Source organism: Hyphomicrobium sp. (assembly GCF_035548195.1).
Classification (GTDB): domain Bacteria; phylum Pseudomonadota; class Alphaproteobacteria; order Rhizobiales; family Hyphomicrobiaceae; genus Hyphomicrobium_B.
The window spans coordinates 148023-171744 of record NZ_DASZTY010000017.1 but is presented as its reverse complement, the minus strand read 5'-3'; the positions used below and the strand labels follow the sequence as shown (position 1 = coordinate 171744).

The following is a 23722-nucleotide window of genomic DNA, read 5'->3' as shown; positions in this document are numbered from 1 at the left end:
GCGCACAAGTGTTTAGGAATGCAGAACCCGGACTTGATCGCGGGCTGTCACTCGTTGGCAACGATGACGTGATAATTGGCCGACACCGCCCGAATTTGCCCTGAAAATAGGCAAGTTGTGCACCGCACCTCGCCCTGAACATATGCAGGCATCACAAAAATCCACCATCGTTGTGGAATTAATCGAGCGCCAAAGTTGCAGAGGCCACGGCGCGACACCGCAGTCAGCATGATTTTGCACGTCGATTCTGCTAACTCGCACGCATGAGCCCAGCATCTAAGCCAGCCGGCACCGCTCTGATCACGGGAGCTGCCCGTCGCATCGGGCGAGCAGTCGCCATTGACCTCGCCGCAACGGGCCGAGCCGTCGCCGTTCACTATCGTCGGTCATCAGTCGAAGCCGAAGCGCTCGTGAAGGAGATAGAAGAGCGGGGCGGACGGGCCCAAACTTTTCAAGCCGACCTAGCCAGCCGGCACGCCCTCAACCATCTCGTCGCCAGCGTCGAAGATAAGCTCGGGCCGCTTACCACACTCATCAACAACGCATCCGAGTTCCTTCCCGATAGCATCGGCAATCTGGACGAAGAGACCTGGGACCTGCACTTGTGCATCAACCTGAAGGCGCCGGTGTTTCTATCCGAAGCCATGGCCAAACGTCTTCCCGAAGGCATTGAAGGCAACATCATCAACATCATCGACCAGCGCGTTTGGAACCTGACGCCGGAGTTTTTCTCGTACACGATCTCGAAAGCAGGTCTCTGGACAGCAACGAGAACCCTCGCTCAAGCGCTAGCGCCGCGCATTCGGGTCAATGCCATCGGACCGGGACCTGTCCTCCGTAGCATTCACCAGACCGACGACGATTTCGAGCGCGAGAAGCAATCGACCTTGTTGAAGCGCGGGCCATCGGCAGAGGAAATAGCGCGGGCGGTCCGGTTCATCCTCGCGACGCCGTCGCTCACCGGTCAAATGATTGCGCTCGACGGCGGCCAGCATCTGACCTGATCCAAAACGATACGCAAAACGAAACCGAGGTTGTAACGGCGAGACGCGGCTTCGCCGTAATCTGACCGCCTTCGGCCCTAATTACGGCCCCATTGATCGGCAAACCTCGTCCCAGACTCACGGGGGGTCTCAACACTTTTTTAACGTTAAGCGCCTACGAACCTTAATTGGTTTTTGTTGGGTGCTCTTCGAGGGGTGCCGCGTCGTTATGGGTGGATCCATGATTTGCCGCGTTCGAGCGCAATTCGCGTTCGCCATCGCTGCGGCCGTACCGTTGGCCGTCGCGTCTCTGCCGGCCTCGGCGGCAGGCTTACCACAAGTTCTAGTCAGCAAGACCAACAGAGTGCCAGCGTGCGCAACGCCAGGCCGATTGATGGCCTTCCTGGACAGCCGCAATCGCAACATCGACGAGCGCTTCTCGACGATCGCGGCCGACTACATGCGCATCGGCGACGAGTTGAAGATGCGATGGGACATCGCCTTCTTCCAGATGATGCTCGAAACGGGCAATCTATCGTTCAAGGGCGACGTCTCGGCGAGCCAAAACAATTTCGCTGGCCTTGGCGCGACCGGCAGGCACGTTCCCGGAGAAAGCTTTCCCGACGTGGCGACAGGCGTCAAAGCCCATCTCCAGCACCTCTTGCTCTATGCCGGCGTACATCTCGACAATCCGGTCGCGGAACGCACGCGCAAGGTTCAGGAATGGGGAATTTTGACGGCCTGGCAGAAGTCCATCAAGGGGCCGATCAATTACGAGCAGCTTGCCAGACAGTGGGCGCCGACATCGCGCCGTTATGCACGCGAAATCGCGGGCCTTGCCGAAGCCTTCTACGGAAGCCCTTGCCGAAGCCCGGACCCCAATCCCGAATTGCTCGCGCTCGCGCGGCCCGGCGCTGCTCCGGCGCAGTCCAACACCGCAACGGACCCGAAAGTGGCCCTTGCCGATGACGCCTCTGACGCTCCGACGACAAAACTTTCCGGCGCCGATCTCGCTCGCCGCGCCGTCGAGGAAGCGCGCAAATCAGGATCATTCGTCCGTTCGAGCCTTGGCGCTGAATCGTTGATCCCGCCGGCCGACGAAGCGCCGTCCGTTGCCGTCGGTGAACCTCAGCCGGAACAAACTCAGCCGGTGAAGATCTTGAACGCCGCTCCATCCGAAGGCGTTTCTAACACCGCCGATACGCGTGGTCCTGCTGACTCCGCGCCGAGCCATGCCGAGAAAAAAGCGAAGAAGATACAGACTGCTGCTCTCGGTGCAGGTACGAAGTCATCGGTTCTACCCGGCATCACCGCCAAGTCGACGATGACGCTCTCTCCATCCAAGCCAACGTGCAAGGTTTGGACGGCGAGCTACGGCGGAAGCCACTCCGTCATCATCAAGGCCCGCGCCGATCATCAGGAGAACTATACCGTTCTCGATGTCAACGAAGGCTCGGAAAAGCGTGAAGCGGAGGCCTACATCGCAGCTTACGCCAAGGGTGGTCAGACAATCGGACAGTTCTCCAATCCTTCGCGGGCGCTCGACAAAGCCTTCGAACTTTGCCCGGATGGTTGAGTGAGGTCGACTCCGCAGGGTCGCCCGCGAATGGCGCGAGCACATCTCCGCCATTCCGGGATCCTCACCGTGACGCTGACCTCGGCAGTATTGTTCTCGCTGCCGGTTCCGGCTGAGGCTGCACCCCCGATCCGAACCAGTCCGACGAACCAGGTTCCGGCGTGCGTGACGCCGGATCGGCTGATGTCGTTCATTGCCGAGCGCAACCCGCATCTTGATCCGCGCTTTCGCAACATCGCCCGCTTTTACAAGCTCTATGGCGAAGGCTGGCACGTGCGTTGGGACTACGCTTTTTTCCAGATGGCAATCGAGACCAACTTCCTGAAATACCGGCGGGGCAACGGCCGGCGCGGTGATGTCAGCGAAAAGCAAAATAACTTTGCAGGGATCGGCGCGACGGGACATGGCGCACCGGGAGAGCGTTTTCCAGACGTGGCGACTGGCGTTCATGCCCAGATTCAGCATCTCGTCGCCTATTCCGGCGAGCACCTTGCGCAGCCGATAGCGCGGCGCACGCGCGAGAATCAGGACGACATCATCAAACAATCGCACCGGCTTGGCCGACCCGTTACCTTTGGGGACCTGTCGCGCCGCTGGGCGACCGACCGGCACTACGGCAAATCGATCGATTTCATCGCTGGCTTGTTCCAAGAACACTATTGCTCGGGTCAGGAAACACAAGCCGCGCAAGACATCGTACCACCAGCGCCGCAACCCGCTAGCCGCTGGCGAAATTTTCCGGCACAGCCCGCGGGCTTAGGCGGCCCTCTGCCGCCGCCGGCCGTAATCGATCCCAAAGAAAGCGGCTGACTATCAAGCCGTCGTTTACTGCGTCGGCTTGAAGTAGTTGAGAGCGGCCGTCGAAGCGGCTCCGCCGACGACGCAGGGAATGCCGAATTCGACCTGACCGAGCGCACCGGCGGCGACGCAGCCGAGTGCCAGAACAGTCTGGCCCGCCTGTCCCCACCAATTGTAGTTCCGAAGCTTCTCCGAACCTTTCGCTTTAAGCTCTTCGATTGAAGCGAGAGCATCCTTACGAAGTTGGGAAAGTTCGAGCGTTTCGGATGCATCGATCACTTCCGCCAGCGGTTTGCGGATTTTCGGATCGCTATCGTTCGAAATTTTCTTGAGCATCATAAGAAGGTCATTGTCGCGCGACGCATTCTGCGCAAGCGTCCACTTGGCCATTGCACCGGTCGTCAACGTATCGACCTTGTCTTTGTCGAGCGACAAGGCGAGCGAAGCCACTATGCGCCGGATCGGAGCTTCCCAGCCGGTGGCGAAATAATAGCCCCAGTTGAGATCAATGACGGTCGGATCCTTCTCAATGGAAAGCGCCGTCAAGATTGGCTTATCGCCATAGAGAAACTTTTCGATCAGATCCTTACGCGCCGGCATCCGCTCGACGAATTTTTTCATGAGCAGTCGCCACTTCGGCAGGCCGGAATACGCGATGCCCTTGATAATAATCACCTGGTCTTCGGGACGCAGAGGAAACATCTTTGTCACAAGCTTCTCGGCAATATCCGGATTGGCTCCGATAGCCCCTGCAGTAAATCCGATGTAAATCCCCGATTGGTCGGGATCCTTCATCAGCCCGAACGCAGACACCGCCTTAACCGCATCGGGCACACGCTGCGGCTCGGGGTGATGGCGATAGTCGTTGATCCACTTGAGCAATTCCGCACTGTTCGCGAACGGCTTCACCGGCCTTTCCTTGATCCGCTTTGCAAAGACTGATCCGGGCAGGAACAAGATGAGCGCGAAGCTCAAAATGGCGATAATCGAGCGCATGGTACCCCCAACAAAATCTGCCCTCGTTCCAATGTGCTGATCGGCCCGAGACCATCCCGCGGAGGTGGTGATTTTGTGGCGCGCGGCGCCAGGCTTGCTTGACCTGGAAGTCAGCACAATCTTAGGTGCGCCATGACTAACAACCACCTCCAGACCGGCCCCGAAAAAACGCCCGAAACGCCGCCCAAAACCGGCGCGGACGTCGTAGCCGGGTATCTGAAAATGCTGCCGCAATCGCCGGGCGTCTACCGCATGCTCGACGTCGCCGGCGACGTAATATACGTCGGCAAAGCACGGTCCCTGAAGGCGCGTGTATCCAATTACGCGAGGCTCAGCGGTCACACGAACCGCATCGCGCGCATGATCCTCGCCACGGCATCGATGGAGTTCGTTACCGTCAATACCGAAGCCGAGGCGCTGCTGCTCGAAGCCAATCTGATTAAACGCTTCCGCCCGCGCTTCAACGTACTGATGCGCGACGACAAGTCATTCCCTTATATTCTCATCGCCCGCGATCATCCGGCGCCCGCCATCATGAAACATCGCGGCGCCCGGAATCGGAAAGGCGAGTACTTCGGACCATTTGCATCGGCGGGCGCCGTCAATCGCACGGTCAACATGTTGCAACGCGCGTTCCTGTTACGCTCGTGTTCCGACAGCGTCTATGAGAGCCGGACGCGGCCCTGCCTGCTCTTTCAGATCAAACGCTGCTCGGCGCCTTGCACGGGCGAAATCGCCCTCCCCGATTACAAGGGCCTCGTCGACGAAGCCGAACGCTTCCTGAATGGCGAAAGCCAGACGGTGCGCGAGATGTATCAACGGCTGATGCAGGACGCGGCGGAGAAACTCGAATTCGAAACGGCTGCCAAATACCGCAATCGGCTTTGGGCGCTCGCGCACGTCACGGCCGATCAATCGATCAATCCCGACGGCATCGAGGAAGCAGACATCTTTGCTGCCCATCAAGACGGCGGCCAGACTTGCGTCCAGGTGTTCTTCATCCGCACGAGCCAAAACTGGGGGAATCGCGCCTATTTCCCCAAAGCGGATCGTTCACTCGAAGCGCCGGAAGTGCTCGATAGCTTCATCGCACAGTTCTACGACGACAAGCCGGTGCCGCGCCTCATCCTCATTTCCCATGACCTGCCGAACCGCGGCCTGCTCGCCGAAGCCCTGTCGACGAAAGCAGGTCGGAAAGTCGAAATACACGTCCCGGCGCGTGGCGCGAAATCAAGCCTCGTCGAGCATGCGCTGACCAATGCCCGCGAAGCCCTCGGCCGCAAGCTCGCGGAAAGTTCGACGCAAGTCCGCTTACTGGAAGGTGTTGCCGACCGCTTCGGCTTATCAGCGCCGCCGCGACGCATCGAAGTCTTCGATAATAGCCACATTGCGGGGACGAATGCCGTTGGCGCGATGATCGTTGCGGGCCCGGAAGGCTTCGTCAAAGGTCAGTATCGCAAATTCAATATCAAATCTCCGGACATCACGCCGGGTGATGACTACGCGATGATGCGCGAAGTCCTGACCCGCCGTTTCAAGCGCATCGCCGATGCCGACGTCTTGACCGAGATCGAAACCGAGGTTTCGGAAATCGCCGCCGAAATTGATTCTACGGGCGGCTCCCAGGCTACGCCCCCGACGGAGCCCGATCAGGATCGCGAGGAAGAGCGCGCCTTTCCCGACAGGCCCGACCTCGTCTTGATCGATGGCGGCCTCGGCCAGCTTTCTATCGCCCGCGAAGTATTAGCCGGCTTCGGACTGCACGACATTCAGTTGATCGGAGTCGCCAAGGGGCCGGATCGCGACGCCGGGCGCGAGCACTTTCACATCCCCGGACGCGAGCAATCCATTATGCTGGAGAGCAAGGACCCGGTGCTATATTTCGTGCAACGCCTGCGTGACGAAGCCCATCGCTTCGCAATCGGCACCCACCGGGCCAAGCGCGCGAAATCGCTCGGGGTCAATCCGCTTGACGAGATCGAAGGCGTGGGGCCGACGCGCAAACGCGCGCTTCTGAAGCATTTCGGCTCGGCAAAGGCCGTTTCACGCGCAGGCGTCGAGGACTTGAAGGCAGTCAATGGGATCTCGGCAGATATGGCGAGGAAAATCTACGATTTTTTCCACGAGCGATCTGCCTAGGTTCGTTGCGTGCGGGCAAAAGCCACTGGCCAGCACAACAGGCGTTGCCCTATTTTGGCGGCACTTGCGCGCCATGCGCTTCTTTCAATTCACGCCGCTGGGGAGCTCGCATTTCGCCGATGCTGAAATACGTCTTTGCGATTGCCGTCGCGTTCACATTGGCCGCCTCTCATGCGGAATCCAAACCGGCTGCATCCGGCGCCTGGAGTTCGACGACAACGCCCGCGGCGGCGCAAGCGCAAAACCCTAAATCGTCGACTGCAACCGCCCCTGCCCCGAGCGCAGCGCCGCCGGTTCCCGATCCCCAGCCTGCGCCTGCACAACAGCCCTCCGCACAAGCGGCACCGGCGACGTCACAAGCGACAGCACCGCAGCCTGCCGCGGCCCCACCCGCTCCTCCCGCGTCTGCGCAACCCGCTCAAGCGCCATCCGCTCCTGCACAGCAACCCGGTGCGGCTCAACCCAGCGCCGCTCAGGCTGCGCCCGCACAGCCGAGCCCGGCCCCCGCAGCTCCGCAACCGGCGACCGCACCACCAGCACCACCAGCCGCCAACGCACCTCCCGCAGCGCCCGCCGCCAAGCCTGCGCCCGTTCTGTCGCCAGAAGTCAATGATGCTATCAAACAGATGGTCAGTGCCATGGACAGCGCCGAAAAATCGCTGGCCAAAATCAAACCAGGCGACGACAGCCTTACGGACCTGCGCGACCAGATAGATGCCGTCATTGCAAAGGCTACGAAAACAGCCGACGTGGTCCGCCCGCGACGCGAAGAAATCGAACGCCAACTCAGCAAGCTCGGTCCGGCGCCCGCAAAAGACGCGCCTCCGGAATCCGCAACGGTCGTCGCCGAACGCGAGCGCCTCGCGCTGCAATCGGCAGAACTTGATGAAGCGACGAAAACTCTTCGCGTCACGTGGTGGCGCGCCCGTCAGGCGATCGACAAGATCACCAACTTAAGGCTTTCCCTGTTCGTGAAGAGCCTAACACAGCGAATGTCGAGCCCGCTATTGCCAGAATTCTGGTCGGATTTCGTCCGCGCAGCGCCAAACGTCGAATGGCGCCTGAAATACAACGCCAACGATTGGATATCGTCCGTCAACAAACAAAAAACCAAGGTCGCGCTGCTGGTCGCAGCGACATTGGGACTTTACCTGTTTCTGAAGATCCTCTCGCTCGCGATCACGCGATATCGTCCGAATGCGAACGCCACGCCGCCGACGTTCTTCGAGCGGGCCGCATCGGCCTCATGGATTGCACCGGTGCGGGCAATTCCGGGCATCGCGGCGACCTTTCTGCTTTTCGGCGGGCTCGATTATTTCGAGCTTCTGTACGATCCCACGATCGCTCCGATTGGAGGCGCGCTTTTCCGAAGCAGCCTTATCTTCATAGCTGTCGCATCGCTAATTTCTGCGGTATTTGCGCCGAACCGGCCGGAACGCCGACTCGTTCTGCTATCGAACCGCAGTTCGCGCCGCATCTCCCGCCTCTTAAAAATATTGGCTTTCATCTACTGCGTTGATCTCTTCCTATCGGCGTTTGCCAAGGTATTTTATTTCCCATTGGCATTGAGCGTCGTTCAATCGCTCGTAACAAGCTTGGCATTCGCATTCGTCCTGATCGGGCTCTTGCTGACCCCATTCGAAGCGAGCGAAGCGCGTGGTCTGAAACCGGTAAGTCGGCATCGTCCGCTTTGGCTCAAAATACCGCTGTGGATCGCGGCCTTGGGGATTATCGGATGCTGTCTTGTCGGCTACGTGGCGCTCGGGCGCTTTCTCGCCCAACAACTCGTGATGACCGGCGTCGTCGGCATCGTCGCGGCCCTTCTCTACCTTGCCATCCGCGCGTTCACGCGTGGCAACACGACATCGCGCGGGCACATCAGTGTTTTGCTCGAACAGCAAATGGGTTTCGACGAGTCCCGCCGCAAGCAGCTCGGCTGGCTGACAGAAAGCATTCTGACGCTCTGTGTGCTTTTAGCTGCCGTTCCCGTTTTAATGCTGCAGTGGGGTTTTTCCGGGCCCGACATACGCGACTGGCTGAAACACCTCTTCTTTGGTTTCCAGATCGGCAATATCCGCATCTCGCTGGTCCGCATTCTTGTCGGGATCGCGATTTTCGTCGCCGTGGTCTTCATCACACGGCTCGTGCAACGGCGATTGCGGGAGAACGTCCTCATCGCCCCGCGCATGGATCCCGGCATTGCCAACTCAATCGACACCGCTGTCGGATACGCAGGAACGGGCCTCGGTGCCATCGCCGCAATTTCCTACGCCGGCTTCGACATCACTAATCTGGCGATCGTCGCCGGTGCTCTATCGGTCGGCATCGGTTTCGGACTGCAGTCGATCGTCAATAACTTCGTTTCCGGACTGATCCTGCTCATCGAACGCCCGATCAAGGTCGGCGACATGGTCGTCGTAGGGGGCGAACAAGGCACCGTCAGGCGCATTTCCGTACGTTCGACCGAGATCGAGACGTTCGACCGCGCCAGCCTGATAGTTCCGAATTCCGAGTTGATCACCGGCCGGGTTCTGAATTGGACGCACAGAAACGCGCTCGGCCGCGTCGTGATGAAATTCAGCTCCGGCCCCGACACCGATCCGCGCCGCGTTCTTGCCGTGTTATCGGACTGCGCCAACCGCCACCCAAGCGTACTGCGCGAACCGGCACCGATCGCCGTTTTCGAAGGCTATACGCCGACAACCACGGATTTCTCACTGCGCGTACTTCTTCCCGACATCACCCACAGCCTCAAGGTGCAGTCCGACTTGCGAGTGGCCATCTACGAAACACTTAGGCGTGCCCATATCGGCGGTTCGGAAGGATTTGCGGCACATCCAGCCGTTTCCGAAGCATCATAGCTGCGACTTTGCTGCACTTTGATCGTACCCCATTGACGACGCCTTGCCCCTACGGCTACCCAAAATCATGGATCACGTCGCGCACCGGTCACTTCCTACGAGCCTGCCAAATATCCTGACCTACGGCCGGATTGCGGCTGTGCCCGTACTCGCAGCGGTCCTCTTCTTCGGAACGAGCGAAGCCTCGCGCTGGCTGGCTTTCGCGATCTTTGTCGCGGCTTGTTTGACCGATTGGCTAGATGGATATCTGGCCCGCATTTGGGAACAACAATCGACGCTCGGGCGCATGCTCGATCCGATTGCCGATAAGTTGCTGGTCGGTGTGACCCTGCTGATGCTCGTTCACGCCCGCACCATCGGCGGTTGGTCGATCTGGGCAGCAATCATCATTTTATCACGTGAAATCCTGGTTTCAGGCCTCCGCGAGTTCTTGGCGGAACTGAACGTTAAGGTTCACGTGACCCAGCTTGCCAAATGGAAGACCGCCGTTCAGTTCATCGCGCTTGCGATGCTTCTGGCAGGCCCCGCCGCCGAGGGCGTCTTTTCCGGCACGACAAACATCGGTGTAACACTGTTGTGGATTGCAGCATTGTTAACGCTCGTGACGGGATATGATTATCTCAAGGCCGGCATTCGCCACGCGATGAGCCGTTGAGGCCATGACCAAAGACGCCAAAGGTCCCGAAGTCACGCTGCGTTATTTCGCTTGGTTACGCGAGAAAACTGGCACCAGCGAGGAGCGCATGGTGCTCCCGCCCGAAGTTACGACTGTCTCCGATCTTCTGCGTTGGCAAGCGACCCGCGGACATCCATTCGACATAGCTTTCACGAAAACCGAAACAATCCGCGTCGCCCTCGATCACGCCCACGCTAAGTCCGGCGCGCCCCTCGCAGGCGTTCGCGAGATTGCCTTCTTCCCGCCCGTGACGGGAGGCTAATGCGATGGCCGTCCGCGTCGACACGTCCGATTTCGATGTCTCTGAGGAAATGGCGCGTCTGACGGCGCAGGACACGGGCATCGGCGGAATAGCGATCTTTGTCGGCAAAGTCCGCGACCATGCGAGCGGCCAAGATCTCGCATCGATGACGCTCGAACACTACCCCGGCATGACGGAAGCCGAACTCGAACGCATCGAAACCGAAGCTCGAAAGCGTTTCAAGCTGTCAGCGTCCTTGATCGTGCATCGTGTTGGAACGTTGAAACCGGGCGACAACATCGTCCTCGTCATTGCATGCGCACCGCATCGCCAGGATGCTATTGCCGCTTCCGAATTCCTGATGGACTACCTCAAGACGCGGGCGCCCTTCTGGAAGAAGGAAGCGCTCACGAACGGCGAGGCACACTGGGTCGATGCCCGCGAAAGTGACGCTGGCGCTGCCGCGGCGTGGCACCACAAGCAGACAGAACGATAGCATCCTCAAATTCGGAAAATCAGATGACGCTTAACGACAGATTAACCCGCGTCATCCGATAACTTTGGCATACCGCTCGACCGCCAAAACGCCATCTTCCGAGGGCATACAGACGATTGTGGTGCCTGGGGACTGAAGGGGGGCGCCACGGGGGAACTTGGAATGGGAAGTTTGGCAAATCGAGCATTGCGCTGCCTCGTTGCGGCAGCCGCATTCGGCGCGCTCGGAAGCCACGCACAAGCAGCATCCTCCGCTGCCCAAATTGGCGAATCCCAGGTTGCCATCGCCAACCCGACGGCGGAGCCGGCCAAATCGCATAAGGTCCTCAGAACCCGGTTCGTCGTCGGCCTCCAGCGTGACGTCAAATATCAGGTATTTTCGATCTCGCATCCGAACCGCGTCGTTATCGAGCTGCCCGACATAGGCATCCAGCTCCCAACTATCGATGAGAAAACCCCGACAGGTTTGGTCAGGGCAGTGCGCGCCGGACTCGCGGCACCTGGAAAAACGCGCATCGTCATCGGCGTGACGCAGCCGGTTATCGTCGAAAGCTCGAATATCGAGCAGGATAAGAACGGCCATTATCGTCTCGCGATCATCATACGCCCGGCAGCGGCAGTCCTGAGCAATGCCGGCATTGTCGGTTTCGCGACGCGCCCGGCGGCCCTTGGCGCAGGTGGCATCCAGCCCCCGCTTCCGCGCCCTGCCGAAAACCCCGCCGAACGCGCCGCCCGGACGTTCAGGCCCGTGATCGTTCTCGACCCCGGCCATGGCGGCTACGACTCTGGTGCCGTCAAACGCGGAACCGTCGAAAAGAACGTCGTGCTCGCCTTTAGCCTTGTGCTGCGCGATTTGCTAAAGAAGACCGGACGCTACAAAGTTTTGATGACTCGAGACGACGATACGTTCATTCCGCTCGACGACCGGACGAAATTTGCCGAACGCCACCACGCAAATCTGTTTATCGCTATTCACGCCGATTATTCCGATGGCGGTTCGCGCGCACGCGGCGCAACGATCTACACGCTACGTGATCGCGTCGCGAAAAATTTGGAACGCTCGGCGAAGGATAACGCCGCCGAGCATGTCCTTTCCCCCGAGGAAATCGATACGGTCAAGAAAGTCAGCGACGACGTGGGTGCGGTACGCAGCATTCTCACCGATCTCGCCGAGCGCGATCTCGAATTGACGCATCAGCGCACCGGCATGTTTGCGAAAACGGTGATCGAGAATATGGGTGAGAGCACGCCGATGCGGAACGAACCCGATCAGCAAGCTGCATTCCGTGTCCTGAAAACAGCGCAATTTCCATCGGTGCTAATTGAGCTTGCCTACGTTACGAACCAGCAGGACGCGCACAACTTGAAATCGGACGACTGGCGCGAGAAAGTCGCCCAATCCATCGTCTCAGCAATAGACAATTACTTTTCGCACGAGATCGCGCACCTCCCGATGTAACGACTTTACGGCGCGTCCGGCCGGTTCCGCGCAAGCAGAGTCCGACGCACCATATAAAAAGGCCGGCGCTCAGGCCGGCCTTTATATTTCAGCGTGGCCGAGGATCGTCGCACCGTCCCCGGCAATGCCCAGTCACCTCCTACTTGGAGGGTGTTTGAGGTGTTGACGCCAGAGCAGAAACAACCAGCGCGGTTTCCTCGACAAATCGCGTGAGGCAAGCCTCGCGTTGGACCGGAGAAAATCGGCTGGCCGGCGATAGCGCTTCTGCATGAGGCACTCCATCTTCCAGATATCCGCAGCCTCGCCCCTGAAGGCGAGGTCTTCGTGGTCGGATAAACGCACGCAATCGTTCAGCACACGGGCTCGCTGAACGGCGCGCGAACGTCTGGTCGTCGACATCGAAGGTGCGGGAGGGGTTGGACAGGAACGTAAGGTCGTTGAGCCTGGGCCAGAGCAGCGCTCCCTCGGGCAGCCCTGTCCATCGCTGCCACGCGCCGCTCGAAGCCGTCGGCCGGTCTATCTGGAACCGGTCCAGAGAAGAGAAGGGCATAGACCCTTGAGTCTCGCTCTGACGCTCGCACAGTATTGCAAGGACAAGCCCTGCAACGCCTCACGGAAGTCAGGATAAGCGATTCGCATGACGATTCGTAAGCTCAGCAACATAGTGGTCCGGCACGATCAGGCGGACGCGCGGACCATCGGCGCTGACCTCAGCCGGCGACATAGCGGCGTCGTCTCCGTCGACTTCGAGGGGTACTGAAACCTGACGCCCAATACGCGCCGCTTTTATCGGAACGACGTGAACGCCTGGCGGACAGGCCGAAGGATCGCCAAGCGTTCCCCTGCCCAATGCTAACGCGTGCGCCGCGAGAGCGAACCGCGACCGCGCTTCAATAACAACAGCGATCAAACGATCGCCGCCAATCGATGTCTCCCTCGTCAGGACGAACGAGCCGCCATAACGGCTTGCGAACGTCAAAATCAGCCAGCTCGCCTCGAACGCTCGTCCATCGAGATCGACATCGAAAAAACGCGGACCTTCCGCAAGCGTCTTGAGCACGGGGTAAGTATAGGCGGTGCGCCCCAGCGCGCGCTTGGTCCGATAATTCAACCGCGAAACGACACGTGCGTCGAACCCCGCGCCCACCATAAGAAAGAACGGCGCACCATTGATCACCCCGCCGGTGACTTCGATCTCGCTTCCCGACAGCAAAATCTCAGCGACGGCATGGGCACGGCGCGGCAGGCCTATTTCGTGTGCCAATACGTTGCCCGTTCCCAACGGCACAAGACCCACCGGAAGCCCGACCTCCGCCGCGCCCGTTGCCGCCGCACGAAACGTACCGTCCCCGCCCGCCGCAATAACAGCCTCGCAGCGTCCCGCCCGTGCCGCATCCGCAACGCGTTCGGCCGCCTCAGCTGCATTACGCGCTGCAAGCTGAAAAACATCAGCGCCGCGGGCGCGCAACGTCGCGAGCACACCGTCGAGCAGGCGCGGAATTGCAACGCCTGCTGTCGAGTTGAAAACGAGTGCGAACCGGCGGCGCATTGGAGGCGTCAAATATGATTATGGCGGCACCATATGGCGCCGCCATGTTTGAGAAGTAGATATGTCGGTAAGCGTCCGTCAACGACACGTCAACAAACAAACGCGTCTGCGACCTCTCTGGGCGTTATGCGGCCGGCGCCTCGGCCCGGCGAGCGGTGGACGTCACCGCCTTTTGCACCTTTTCGAACGCGCGCACCTCGATCTGGCGGATGCGCTCTCGACTGACGCCAAACTCCTCGGATAGCTGTTCCAGCGTCGCCGGATCTTCGACCAGGCGCCGTTGCTCGAACACACGGCGCTCCCGATCGTTCAGCACCGACATCGCCGAAGACAGGTACGATTTCCGCCGTTGAAGCTCTTCATCTTCGACCAGCCGGTCTTCCTGCGTTGGCGTATCGTCAACCAACCAATCCTGCCATTCACCGGACTCGGATTCGGCACGTATCGGCGCATTGAGCGACGCGTCCCCACCAAGGCGGCGGTTCATACTGACGACGTCATCTTCCGGAACGCCGAGCTTCGTCGCGATCGTCTTGACCTGGTCCGGCCTCAGATCTCCGTCGTCGAGCGCCTGCAATTGGCTCTTCGCGCGCCTCAGATTGAAGAAGAGCTTCTTCTGAGCCGCCGTGGTTCCCATTTTGACAAGGCTCCACGAGCGCAGAATGTACTCTTGAATAGACGCACGTATCCACCACATCGCGTATGTCGCAAGACGGAAACCTTTTTCGGGATCGAAGCGCTTCACCGCCTGCATCAATCCGACGTTGCCTTCGGAGATGACCTCACCGATAGGAAGCCCATAACCACGATAACCCATGGCAATACGCGCCACGAGCCGCAGATGCGACGTGACGAGCTTTTCGGCAGCATCTGAATCCTCATGCTCCTGCCAGCGCTTGGCGAGCATGTATTCTTCATCCGGCGCGAGCATCGGAAACTTGCGAATTTCTTCCAAATACCGCGACAGGCCGAGCGAACCGCCGGCCGGTGTGGGAAGACCTTTAATAGCCATAAGCCCTCTGCGGACCTTCACCCGTCTACCGGTACGGTCCGCCGCTCCCTTCATGTCGTGGGGAGTCTAGACTTCGCGCCCCCTACGCCACACGTTACATAGTAGTAAAATCTCGGATTTCATCAGGAGTTCCCGTCACGACAGATTGACCCTGACGTGATCGGCTTAAGCTCTGACTGCCGAGCAACTTACAAACGTTTCTTGTTGGCTTTTTCCGCCGCTTTAGGATGCGGACGCAACGCCGCGGCGAGATTTTGAAGGTCTTCCGGTAAGGCGCTGTTAAAGCTCAGTTTTTTTCCCGTTACCGGATGAACGAACTGCAATGTTTCGGCATGGAGGGCCTGCCGTCCGATCTGGGCGGCGACATCCTGTGCCGCCGCGTTCAGCGAAGCGATCCGCGTTTTGAAGCCGCTGCCATAGACGGCATCCCCGAGAATCGGATGCCCGATATGCGCCAGATGCACGCGGATCTGGTGCGTACGTCCCGTTTCGAGAGCGAGCCGGACGAGAGAAACGTCCCCGGTCGGACGCGCACCCGGGAATACATCCAAAACCTCATAGTGTGTTGTGGCTGACCGCCCGGCCTCGCCCCGCATCACGGCAATTTTCGTGCGGTTAGTGTGGCTCCGGCCGAGCCGCGCATCGATCAAGCCCTTAGGCCGCGGCAGGTGTCCCCACGCAAACGCCAGATAACTGCGATGCAGGCGGCCGTCGCGGCCGTGACTTTTGAATTGCTCAGAAAGCCCCTGATGCGCCGCATCGGTCTTCGCAACGACCAGCAATCCCGACGTATCCTTGTCGAGCCGATGCACGATGCCCGGACGCCGGACGCCGCCGATGTCGGAGAGACTGTCGCCGCAATGGGCGATGAGCGCATTGACCAGCGTCCCTGACGCGTGCCCCGCGGCCGGATGCACGACCAGCCCGGCCGGCTTGTCGATGACGATTAAATCGCTGTCTTCGTAAACGATCGAAAGCGGAAGGCTTTCACCTGCAATATCCGAATCGTCGGGCCGCGGTAGCGTAACCTTATAGGTTACGCCTGGTTTGACCGGGGTGCGGGCCTCTCGTATCGTCTCCTCGCCGCTCACGTGCCCGTCGCGGATCAGCGCCTGGATGCGCGCCCGGCTGAGGTCTTCGATCTTGTTCGCAAGCCAACGATCGATCCGCTGGCCTGTATCATCGGCCCCAGCAGTCAGCTCGATCGTATCGGATGATTTCACGATATTTGACACAATAATCACTGGAAAGAAGCACGATCAATGACCCACGATGAGCCCGAGCCGACTTCTCCCGATGTGATGCGCGAACACCGCCTGCAGCGCAACCTCAAGATCGTCGTCGCCACATTGGGAGCACTGATCCTGATCGGCCTCGGCGCGGTTATCATAAAGGTGACCGGTCTCGCCACCGGGACGAGCGGCAACCGCACGATTCCGAGCATTAGCGCTGCCTGGCGCGCCGCCGGAACGGTGACGCTTGAGATTCCGAAAGGCTCTAAGGTTGTATCAATCTCACTGTCCGGGAACCGGCTGGCCCTTCAGCACGAAGGCCCCGACGGGACTGGCATCACGATCCTCGATCTCGGGACCGGACGCCGCGTCGTCGAAGTGAAACCGGTCGAAGCAATCCCAAAGAACTGAACCACTTCGCTTGAACGCGAGGCCCGGCAGGGACGGTGCGCCCGCTCCTCGTCCGCAACGGTGCCGCACCCGACTAAAAGAATACCGCCGCATTCAGACTTGATCGCCGACCGCCAACCGACTACACGTCGGAGCTTGCGCCGGCCCCGTTCGTCTAGTGGCCCAGGACACCCGCCTCTCACGTGGGCAACAGGGGTTCGAGTCCCCTACGGGGCGCCAATTCAAGCTAAGCCATTGATTTTATAGAAGCCATTGAGAAACAAGGGCTTTCTTTACTCGACTGCTACGATTTACTGCTACGAATCGAGCATGTCGGATATGGCCAGATATTCCTTCCTCACTCGTCGCTCCGGTTCCCAAAACTGGTATTACAAGCGCGACGTCCCGCCGGAATTGCACGCGCCTGGTCGGTCCAAGCAAATCTGGAAATCGCTGCGAACCCCTGATCGAAAGAGGGCTGAAAGAGCCTACGCCGCCACGCACGCTGATATAGAACTTAAATTGGAGCAGTGGCGCCAAGATGATAATCGGCCCATCGCAGCCACTGCGGTCGCGCGCAGCGCATCAGATTTGCCTGTCACGCCTCTGACCCCGGCACTTCTCCGGAGGTTAGCCGACGATCATTATCTCAATATCTACGAGAATGATTTCGCTTGGCGCGGCAGTCTGTGGCTCAAAGCCAGCACAGAGGAAGATGCGTTCTGGCGTGGAGACATCATCAAGCACCCCACCAACGACTGGCAAAAGCACAAGGGCCAATCCTATAGTTATTATGCGCTTCTCATGGAGGAGCCGGTTCTTGAAGAAGTCTTTCTTTATTGCGTCTACAGCGTGCGAAAGGAGAAGCATCGGGCTCTCACGCGCCTTTATCAGCTTGGCGACACGCGCGATCTTGAACCTAGCGCTGACAACCTTCTGAGCGTTCACCAGATCGGCCTTTGTGACGGCGATCGAAATCGATTGCTCCGCAAACTCATGCAAATCGAAATCAAGGCGCTCGAAGATCTTACTACGGGCGACGAGGCGACATTTGATGGGATCGTAGCCGCGCAAGTACCCACGTCGCACGCGAGCGAGCAGAAGTCTCCTGCGCAACCCGCAGAACTCGCATCTGTACTCGTTGAAAAGTATATCGAAATAACGTCGCGCGAACGTGACTGGCCGATAAAAACTGAGCTGCGCAAACGTTCTGAGCTGCGAGAATTTCTAGAGATTTGCGGCGACAAGCCGATCAATGCCTATGGGCAGGAGGATGGCGTAAAATTTAAAGACGTTGAGTCCGCACTTCCTCTCTACAGGCAGCAAGGGCTGTTCAAGGGGCTTTCCTTAATCGACGCAGCGAAGAAAGCGACGAAACTTCGCAACAAGGGGCAGGATGTTGAGCTTCTGAGTCCGCCTACAATCAACGACAAAATTGGTTCTGTGTCGTTGTTTTTCGCGTGGGCGAAGACGCGAACCGTCGGCGTTTCAAATCCCGTTGGCGATCAGGGCATTAAACTTCGCAAAAACAGACGTCAGGGGAAGAAGGTACATCCTTGGACCATCGACGAGCTAAATCGGATGTTTGCTGCTCCTATTTATGTTGGGTGTCAGTCTGAAACATACTGGAAGCAGCCCGGCCAAACCGTCCTTCGACGATCGGCGAAGTTCTGGGTCCCGCTCATCGGCCTCTTCTCGGGGATGCGTCTGGGTGAGATCATTCAGTTGCAAACGACCGACGTCAAAGAGAAAGAGGGGATCCACTACTTCGATGTCACCCCTATCGGCATTGATCCTGCCGACGAAGAAGCGGTTGATGCTGACGAAGAGAAGTCGCTTAAGACCTCTTCAAGTCAGCGCGCCATCCCGATACATAAAATGCTCTTCGATCTCGGCTTTGAAGAGTTCCTTAAATTTCGACGCGCATCGGGATCCACGCGTCTCTTCCCAGAATATGAAAAGGCCAAGGATGACGGCTCTTGGTCAAAACAATTTTCGAAATACTTCAAGCGGTTTCGAGAATCAGTTGGTGTCAAGCGGCGCGGGGTAAGGTTTCACAGCCTACGGCATAATGTCGAAGATGCGCTGCGCAACGCGCATGTATTGAAAGAAGTACGCGACGCCATTCAGGGACATGGGGAGAATGGCGTTTCGGCAGAATACGGAAGCGGCTATTATCTTTCGACATTGAATGAAGCGCTTCAGAAGATCGTCTACGATGGCGTGCGATTACCGACAAACCTTTCGTAGGATGGGTTATGAGACACCCAAGTGATTTTAGCACGAATTTGGCCGGGCATTCTGGAATGTCAATTTCCGCACGTCCGCTTTGCATTTGAACGGCCGTCCGAGCCAATCTTTGAGCGTAGTTCCGAGCGGCGCAAAACCTCTTTTCCGAATTTGCTGGTTTTTTTCACGAGCGGTGAGATCATCCGCGTAAAGCTTCATCAGTTGTGCAAGGTTCATATCACCTGGGATGCTCGATCGAAGATTTCTTTAGAGACCCCGGCAATATCTTGTGACTTCCCCATCCAAAGTGTTTGGCGGCTGGCGGTTGTTCTGCTCCAACATGGCTATGAGCCACAGCATTGCGGAGCGGGAAATGCGTTGTGTCGCGAATGTGGAAGTAAGGTCTCAGATCTCGGTGATGACCGATGATCTCGTGTTGACGATCACTGACCCACGAGGAGCATTCAAGGCGCGGATCAAGAACATTCCGCGCTCCGATTTTACGACGCCCTTCTTGCTCTCATTTCATATCTATTTTGAAGCGCCCAGCTTAAATGACTCAAAAGAAATCGCCGAGGACCTTTTGGCGACGTGTCTGAATATGCTGGCCTTCACCACGGGCTCCGCTTTTAGAATGCATCGATTTCGGCAGATCGTGGATGCCGAAGTTCCCGCCAAGGGAGACATGAGAAATATTCTCATGTGGGGCGAAGGAGTCGAATACGACGACCCGCAACCTTTCCTGCAAAAAGACAACGCACGTTCCATCGAGCGCCTGCTCGAGCATGACGTGCCGCCAGCCATTCGACGCGCACTTCGCTGGTACAGGTTGGGAATTGACGCGGTTTCTCCGGATGACCAGTTCGCTTACTTTTGGTTTGCGCTCGAGATCGTAGCCGAATTCCAAAAACCGCCGGAGAAGGTCCACGACAAATGCCCTCACTGTCAGTCGCCACTCTATTGCGAAAACTGCCAAAAGCATCCCGAGCATCGGCCTTACGCAAAGCAGGCCATTCGAGCAGTGATGAAAGCTGCTGAGTGCGACGATGCCACGATGAACTTGCTCGACAAGACGCGAAACAGCCTCATGCACGGGACGACGCTGAGGGAGATTGAAAGCAGTCTACCCACGCCGCACGAAAGCATCGTCGATATTTTGGGGCGAATCCTATGGAAGGCGCTTGTGCTGCAATTCCCCAAGGAGTTCTTTAACGGAACGCTGGTGATGGGCATGCCATCGACCTATATACACTACAAAGCCAATGCGATTGCCCATGTGCAGACGATCGTACCGGTCGATAAAGACGGCCACTTTAATCTCGACTTTAAAGGAATGACCGTGGCGATCACGCCTCCCGGCCCTCCTCAGAGCGCCGCGCCCTTTGTCGTTCGAATGACGAGTGAGCAATATGACCGACTAATTATGCTTAGCCATCGAAAGGGCGATCATCAGGAGATGATCCAGCGCATACGGCATCACGTTCAAGAGAAGGGCGGCTTTATCCACGCGCTTGTGCTTGCGACGGACATGTCCCTCATCGAACGAGCGGTGAAGTCGAAGCAACAAGGAGATTGGCAGGATCTTTTCGGTGAAATATTGGGACCGGCCGACGAGAGCGGCTGAGGTCTCGCAGATGTACGTGATTTGTAGCTGCGCTCAGCTCGCGTCCAAGGCCGGATCAAGCTGGCCATCATCGTCGGAAACGAATTTCGAGACGACAATACCGACCAAGCGAGTTCCGGTTGTTACTGAGTATTCAAGAAGCCCTACGATCCGGCTCGGCGAGATGGAAAGCCTTGCATCTCGAGTCAGATACTAATTCCTCACATGAAAAGATTTCGGCCAAGGCGCTACGGGAAGAAGTGGAGGGATAGGGTGGACGAAGTTATCGGGAAAGTGCTCAAAGGCGAATTTTGGTTGCCACGAGAGCCAACGAAAAAATGGCTTGGCACGCTAGAATTTAAATCCGGCTATCACGGCGAACTCGACCTCCAACAGATCGAAGGGAGCCTAAGCGATCCTGGTTTTCAACTGCCGGTGCTACATGGCTCTCTCACGAACCACTACGGTTACGCCGTCACGCTTTACAACGTCATTATCGTTGGCAAACAACGATATCTTGATAGACCAGACTACGATCTGCTCTCGTGCGTAACGAACCACGTTCTTTTTGGCGGAAATTATGGACCCGAGACCGATCCAAATATCTATGGAATACAGCTTCAACTTTCCGGTCTGGCAAACTGGTGCGATAGCTCCGGCTTTGGTGGCGAAGCTATGTCGCCTACACCAACCGAATTCGCAGCAGAATTGTCCTATCGGCCGAAACCGTCCATTGAAATCGAACTCCCTCGCGGCAAGCGTTTGGGATTTTCGACTTCATTTAGCGGACCGATGTTGTTCAAGGATCTAAAGCGAGTTTCGCTGGCCGAGCGCGATTTCATTGAGCTGTTGTTCGATCATCCAATTTCAATCGAGCAGGTGATGGGCGAAACGCTTGTCTGGCAGACCTTTCTCGGATTGGCGTTGCGCCGTGCTTCCTACATCACGCAAATTCGTCTACAGATGCCAGGCGATCCAACGGGCGATTTTCGCCACATCTTATTTACCCCTGGTTCAAACCCTGATGCCAATCCTCGCGTGCTACGGCGCGATGTGCTTTTCTTTCGTTCAACGCTCGGCTCTCACCTCGAGAGCGTCCTCGCGAATTGGAACTCCCTGTACGAAAAAGCGGACAAAGCCATTCAACTCTTTGCGGGAGTCGATTATCAAGTTGACGCCTTCTATTCCACCAAGCTCCTTTCTTACCTTCAGTGCCTCGAGGTGCTCCACCGCGAGTTATATCCCGAGGAATCCCCATTTCCTTCGAAGGACATCTGGCAAAAGACACTCGACACGTTGCGCAAAGCTTTGCCTGAAGAACTCAAGCCCGAACTTCGATCAGAACTTTCCAAGAGCTTAGGCTTTTTTGGTCAAATGACGCTCGTGCAGCGTCTCTTAGCGCTCTACGACCGAAGCCCCACAAGCCTTTCTCAACTGTTTCCGGACAGAGAAGGGGACATGAAGTTTCTGAAGGATATCCGAAACTATCTTACCCACTACGGCGACAGCAAAGTCGTCGACCGCAATTTCTTCATCTCGCGCCACGCGCTCATTCTCACGCTGAAGTGCAGGTTTTTTTTGGAAATCGCTCTACTTTCCGAGCTTGGCCTTACAGACACGAAGATCAAAGAAATGCTGCAAGGGTGTGATGAGTACCTATGGGTAAAGAGGGAAATACATCGGCCTACGCCTTAGCCAGCAAACAACCCATCCTTCGCCGACGCGACGTGGCAAGCCTCATGGCGCACTGCAGAAAGGCCTCGGCGTAACTCGAATTATCACGGGAGCACTCGCCCCATGGCTTGCGAACCGCTCGATAACTTGGCCCTTGGAGCAGCAGGAGAAAGGCATTTCGATGCCATCTGCATTCCTGCAAAACTGATTTCGCACGCGCCAGATATGGATCTCATGGGATGGGATCGAATTGTCGAATGGCAGGCCGGCGCGCCACCCTTACTTTCATCCTTCGATCAAAGGCCGCCATTACTCTCGTGCTATGTGCAAATAAAGTCCACCTATCACGCAAATGCCATCCGTTTGAGCCTGCCCAACGCGGGGCGCCTCGTCAATGAGCCAAAGCCCGCCTTTGTATACGCCCTACGCTATAACGCGGAGAACGCGCCGGAAACCGCCTATCTCTTTCACATCTTCGATGAAGCCTTCGATCGGATCTTGGCACGTCTACGTGCCGAATTCGAACTCCACGGCAACGACGCGCCCCTCAACCACAAGACCATCGACTTTAACTTCTCCGATGCGCAAGAGCTCGCACCGACCGGTGAAGCCTTTCGCCTCGCCGTCGAAAAAGCCACCAGCGGTGCTTACGCGCTACACACCTACGTTGCCCGCAAACTCAAAGCGCTTCAGGAAGCGGGCTATGGTCCCGATGCCCACACGGGCAAGGTGACCATCAACGCCAACAGCCACGACGAGCTGATCGAAGGCTTCCTAGGGCTGCGTCCTCTTAGCGTTTCGTCTTTCAAGTATTTTGAGACGAGATACGGTATCGCACTGCCTGTCGTCGACATGCACAAGGTCGGTGATGGGCAGATGACCATCACGCCGAGCAATCCGAAAGCTAGTCAACTCATCGTCGATTCCCCGCAGTCCGGCCCACCAATCGTCGTTGGCGGAGAAATAAGGGCGCCAGGGCTTCCGGATTTGGCACTTGATGAAATGTGGTTCTTATTCCGGCACACCCTTTTCGACCTAATCTTCAAACATCAGGACAAGGGCTCATTCACGATCAAGGACACGACGGTCGAATGGAAAAAAGCCCACCATCCCCACCTCTGGCGTGACTATCATCGCCTAATGTATCGTTTAGCCAACCCGCCTTTTTCCATCAGGCTTTTGATAGAGGAAGGCGAACTCATCGAATACACGATCGCCGAGCCCCCACCCGCCCTCAAGGGCGACCAACACCGTTACGCTGCCGAAGTTGCTGATCGCTTATGTGAAGTCTTGCAACAGGTCGGGCCCAACGACATTGTCATACCATGGCAAGAACTCGAAACGAGCCGACCGGATGTGCATCAGTGCCTTGGTTTTATACGCGGAACATGCCCGAGCGGAGGCGTTAACTTCGAAGCGTTGCCCGATGCGCCAACCCTACCTGGCTCGATCGATTTCAACTTCATCCACGTCTTTCCCCTCGGCGAAAAGTTCGTTGCCTACGCAATATCCTCGACGGGCAAAGTCAAGCGAATTGGTGCAACGACCAAGATAGATATCGTGTATGGTCCATTACGAGAAATTCGCGTTCTGGCCGCGCTCGATGATGTGCGGACCTTCGAGCAAAGGGTCGAAGCCAAAACCAAATGTGGCTGCATGATCACCAGCTACTCGAAACGCCTAGCCCAACCACCCACTTTTATAATCGATCCTCCTGCCGACTAGTCGCGGCTGCGGATGCCCGGATCCTTCTCTGCCATGAGCCCCAAGGAGCCAACCTGCCAATGGAAAGAGCGTTGCACAGCGCGG

Annotated in this window: 18 protein-coding genes and 1 tRNA gene; 15 read left to right on the top strand and 4 right to left on the bottom strand. The window is 57.7% G+C overall.

What is annotated here, in order from left to right:
- Positions 1-263 precede the first annotated feature (263 nt).
- The 3 genes from VHB22_RS05350 (at position 264) to VHB22_RS05340 (ending at position 3369) form a co-directional block, all read left to right on the top strand.
- Positions 264-1004, top strand: coding sequence for an SDR family oxidoreductase (locus VHB22_RS05350; RefSeq protein WP_325455926.1), 741 nt, complete (start codon positions 264-266; stop codon positions 1002-1004).
- A 373-nt stretch (positions 1005-1377) separates the two neighbouring features.
- Positions 1378-2559: a glucosaminidase domain-containing protein gene (locus tag VHB22_RS05345; RefSeq protein ID WP_325455925.1), complete on the top strand. Its 1182-nt coding sequence runs from the start codon at positions 1378-1380 to the stop codon at positions 2557-2559.
- A gap of 30 nt (positions 2560-2589) precedes the next feature.
- Entirely contained in the window at positions 2590-3369 is a 780-nt protein-coding gene (locus tag VHB22_RS05340) for a glucosaminidase domain-containing protein (RefSeq protein WP_325455924.1), read from the top strand.
- 15 nt (positions 3370-3384) lie between these two features.
- Here the strand turns inward: VHB22_RS05340 and VHB22_RS05335 are convergent, their stop codons facing one another.
- A complete protein-coding gene (locus VHB22_RS05335; RefSeq protein WP_325455923.1) occupies positions 3385-4353 on the bottom strand; it encodes a hypothetical protein in 969 nt (322 codons plus the stop codon).
- 132 nt (positions 4354-4485) lie between these two features.
- Here VHB22_RS05335 and uvrC point away from each other — a divergent pair, with 132 nt between their 5' ends.
- From uvrC to VHB22_RS05305, 6 genes are all read left to right on the top strand, one after another.
- Positions 4486-6492 (top strand): excinuclease ABC subunit UvrC, encoded by a 2007-nt coding sequence (gene uvrC / locus VHB22_RS05330; protein WP_325455922.1) that lies wholly within the window; start codon positions 4486-4488, stop codon positions 6490-6492.
- A 119-nt stretch (positions 6493-6611) separates the two neighbouring features.
- Positions 6612-9353 carry a DUF3772 domain-containing protein gene (locus tag VHB22_RS05325; protein ID WP_325455921.1) on the top strand — a complete coding sequence of 914 codons (2742 nt, stop codon included), beginning with the start codon at positions 6612-6614 and terminating at the stop codon, positions 9351-9353.
- A 67-nt stretch (positions 9354-9420) separates the two neighbouring features.
- A complete protein-coding gene (pgsA, locus tag VHB22_RS05320; protein ID WP_325455920.1) occupies positions 9421-10008 on the top strand; it encodes a CDP-diacylglycerol--glycerol-3-phosphate 3-phosphatidyltransferase in 588 nt (195 codons plus the stop codon).
- A 4-nt stretch (positions 10009-10012) separates the two neighbouring features.
- Positions 10013-10291, top strand: a complete 279-nt coding sequence (moaD, locus tag VHB22_RS05315) for a molybdopterin converting factor subunit 1 (RefSeq protein WP_325455919.1) — start codon at positions 10013-10015, stop codon at positions 10289-10291.
- A gap of 4 nt (positions 10292-10295) precedes the next feature.
- Positions 10296-10766, top strand: a complete 471-nt coding sequence (locus tag VHB22_RS05310) for a molybdenum cofactor biosynthesis protein MoaE (RefSeq protein ID WP_325455918.1) — start codon at positions 10296-10298, stop codon at positions 10764-10766.
- Between the two features lie 162 nt (positions 10767-10928).
- Positions 10929-12224, top strand: coding sequence for an N-acetylmuramoyl-L-alanine amidase (locus VHB22_RS05305; RefSeq protein WP_325455917.1), 1296 nt, complete (start codon positions 10929-10931; stop codon positions 12222-12224).
- Positions 12225-12843: 619 nt separating this feature from the next.
- Here the strand turns inward: VHB22_RS05305 and VHB22_RS05300 are convergent.
- The 3 genes from VHB22_RS05300 to VHB22_RS05290 all read right to left on the bottom strand — a co-directional run bounded on the left by VHB22_RS05300 (position 12844) and on the right by VHB22_RS05290 (position 16023).
- The gene (locus VHB22_RS05300; protein WP_325455916.1) at positions 12844-13773 is read right to left on the bottom strand and encodes a diacylglycerol/lipid kinase family protein; all 930 of its coding nucleotides are present in this window, start codon (positions 13771-13773) and stop codon (positions 12844-12846) included.
- 124 nt (positions 13774-13897) lie between these two features.
- Entirely contained in the window at positions 13898-14785 is an 888-nt protein-coding gene (rpoH, locus tag VHB22_RS05295) for an RNA polymerase sigma factor RpoH (RefSeq protein ID WP_325455915.1), read from the bottom strand.
- Positions 14786-14973: 188 nt separating this feature from the next.
- Positions 14974-16023, bottom strand: a complete 1050-nt coding sequence (locus tag VHB22_RS05290) for an RluA family pseudouridine synthase (protein WP_414652712.1) — start codon at positions 16021-16023, stop codon at positions 14974-14976.
- Positions 16024-16047: 24 nt separating this feature from the next.
- Here VHB22_RS05290 and VHB22_RS05285 point away from each other — a divergent pair, with 24 nt between their 5' ends.
- From VHB22_RS05285 to VHB22_RS05260, 6 genes are all read left to right on the top strand, one after another.
- Positions 16048-16428, top strand: a complete 381-nt coding sequence (locus VHB22_RS05285; protein WP_325455913.1) for a hypothetical protein — start codon at positions 16048-16050, stop codon at positions 16426-16428.
- A gap of 143 nt (positions 16429-16571) precedes the next feature.
- A tRNA-Glu gene (locus VHB22_RS05280) sits at positions 16572-16647 on the top strand.
- A gap of 90 nt (positions 16648-16737) precedes the next feature.
- On the top strand, positions 16738-18657 hold the full coding sequence (locus VHB22_RS05275) for a site-specific integrase (RefSeq protein ID WP_325455912.1): 1920 nt from the start codon (positions 16738-16740) through the stop codon (positions 18655-18657).
- 286 nt (positions 18658-18943) lie between these two features.
- Positions 18944-20260 carry a methylamine utilization protein MauJ gene (mauJ, locus tag VHB22_RS05270; protein WP_325455911.1) on the top strand — a complete coding sequence of 439 codons (1317 nt, stop codon included), beginning with the start codon at positions 18944-18946 and terminating at the stop codon, positions 20258-20260.
- Between the two features lie 252 nt (positions 20261-20512).
- The gene (locus VHB22_RS05265) at positions 20513-21934 is read left to right on the top strand and encodes a HEPN domain-containing protein (RefSeq protein ID WP_325455910.1); all 1422 of its coding nucleotides are present in this window, start codon (positions 20513-20515) and stop codon (positions 21932-21934) included.
- Positions 21935-22036: 102 nt separating this feature from the next.
- Positions 22037-23638, top strand: a complete 1602-nt coding sequence (locus tag VHB22_RS05260; protein ID WP_325455909.1) for a hypothetical protein — start codon at positions 22037-22039, stop codon at positions 23636-23638.
- Positions 23639-23722 lie beyond the last annotated feature (84 nt).

Bases quoted from the DNA above. Each gene is read 5' to 3' on its own strand.
- VHB22_RS05305 (WP_325455917.1), top strand. From the start codon at position 10,929: ATGGGAAGTTTGGCAAATCGAGCATTGCGCTGCCTCGTTGCGGCAGCC.
- VHB22_RS05340 (WP_325455924.1), top strand. From the start codon at position 2,590: ATGGCGCGAGCACATCTCCGCCATTCCGGGATCCTCACCGTGACGCTG.
- VHB22_RS05350 (WP_325455926.1), top strand. From the start codon at position 264: ATGAGCCCAGCATCTAAGCCAGCCGGCACCGCTCTGATCACGGGAGCT.
- VHB22_RS05310 (WP_325455918.1), top strand. From the start codon at position 10,296: ATGGCCGTCCGCGTCGACACGTCCGATTTCGATGTCTCTGAGGAAATG.
- rpoH (WP_325455915.1), bottom strand. From the start codon at position 14,785: ATGGCTATTAAAGGTCTTCCCACACCGGCCGGCGGTTCGCTCGGCCTG.
- VHB22_RS05325 (WP_325455921.1), top strand. From the start codon at position 6,612: ATGCTGAAATACGTCTTTGCGATTGCCGTCGCGTTCACATTGGCCGCC.
- VHB22_RS05285 (WP_325455913.1), top strand. From the start codon at position 16,048: ATGACCCACGATGAGCCCGAGCCGACTTCTCCCGATGTGATGCGCGAA.
- VHB22_RS05260 (WP_325455909.1), top strand. From the start codon at position 22,037: ATGGCTTGCGAACCGCTCGATAACTTGGCCCTTGGAGCAGCAGGAGAA.
- VHB22_RS05300 (WP_325455916.1), bottom strand. From the start codon at position 13,773: ATGCGCCGCCGGTTCGCACTCGTTTTCAACTCGACAGCAGGCGTTGCA.
- moaD (WP_325455919.1), top strand. From the start codon at position 10,013: ATGACCAAAGACGCCAAAGGTCCCGAAGTCACGCTGCGTTATTTCGCT.
- VHB22_RS05275 (WP_325455912.1), top strand. From the start codon at position 16,738: ATGTCGGATATGGCCAGATATTCCTTCCTCACTCGTCGCTCCGGTTCC.
- pgsA (WP_325455920.1), top strand. From the start codon at position 9,421: ATGGATCACGTCGCGCACCGGTCACTTCCTACGAGCCTGCCAAATATC.
- VHB22_RS05335 (WP_325455923.1), bottom strand. From the start codon at position 4,353: ATGCGCTCGATTATCGCCATTTTGAGCTTCGCGCTCATCTTGTTCCTG.
- VHB22_RS05345 (WP_325455925.1), top strand. From the start codon at position 1,378: ATGGCCTTCCTGGACAGCCGCAATCGCAACATCGACGAGCGCTTCTCG.
- uvrC (WP_325455922.1), top strand. From the start codon at position 4,486: ATGACTAACAACCACCTCCAGACCGGCCCCGAAAAAACGCCCGAAACG.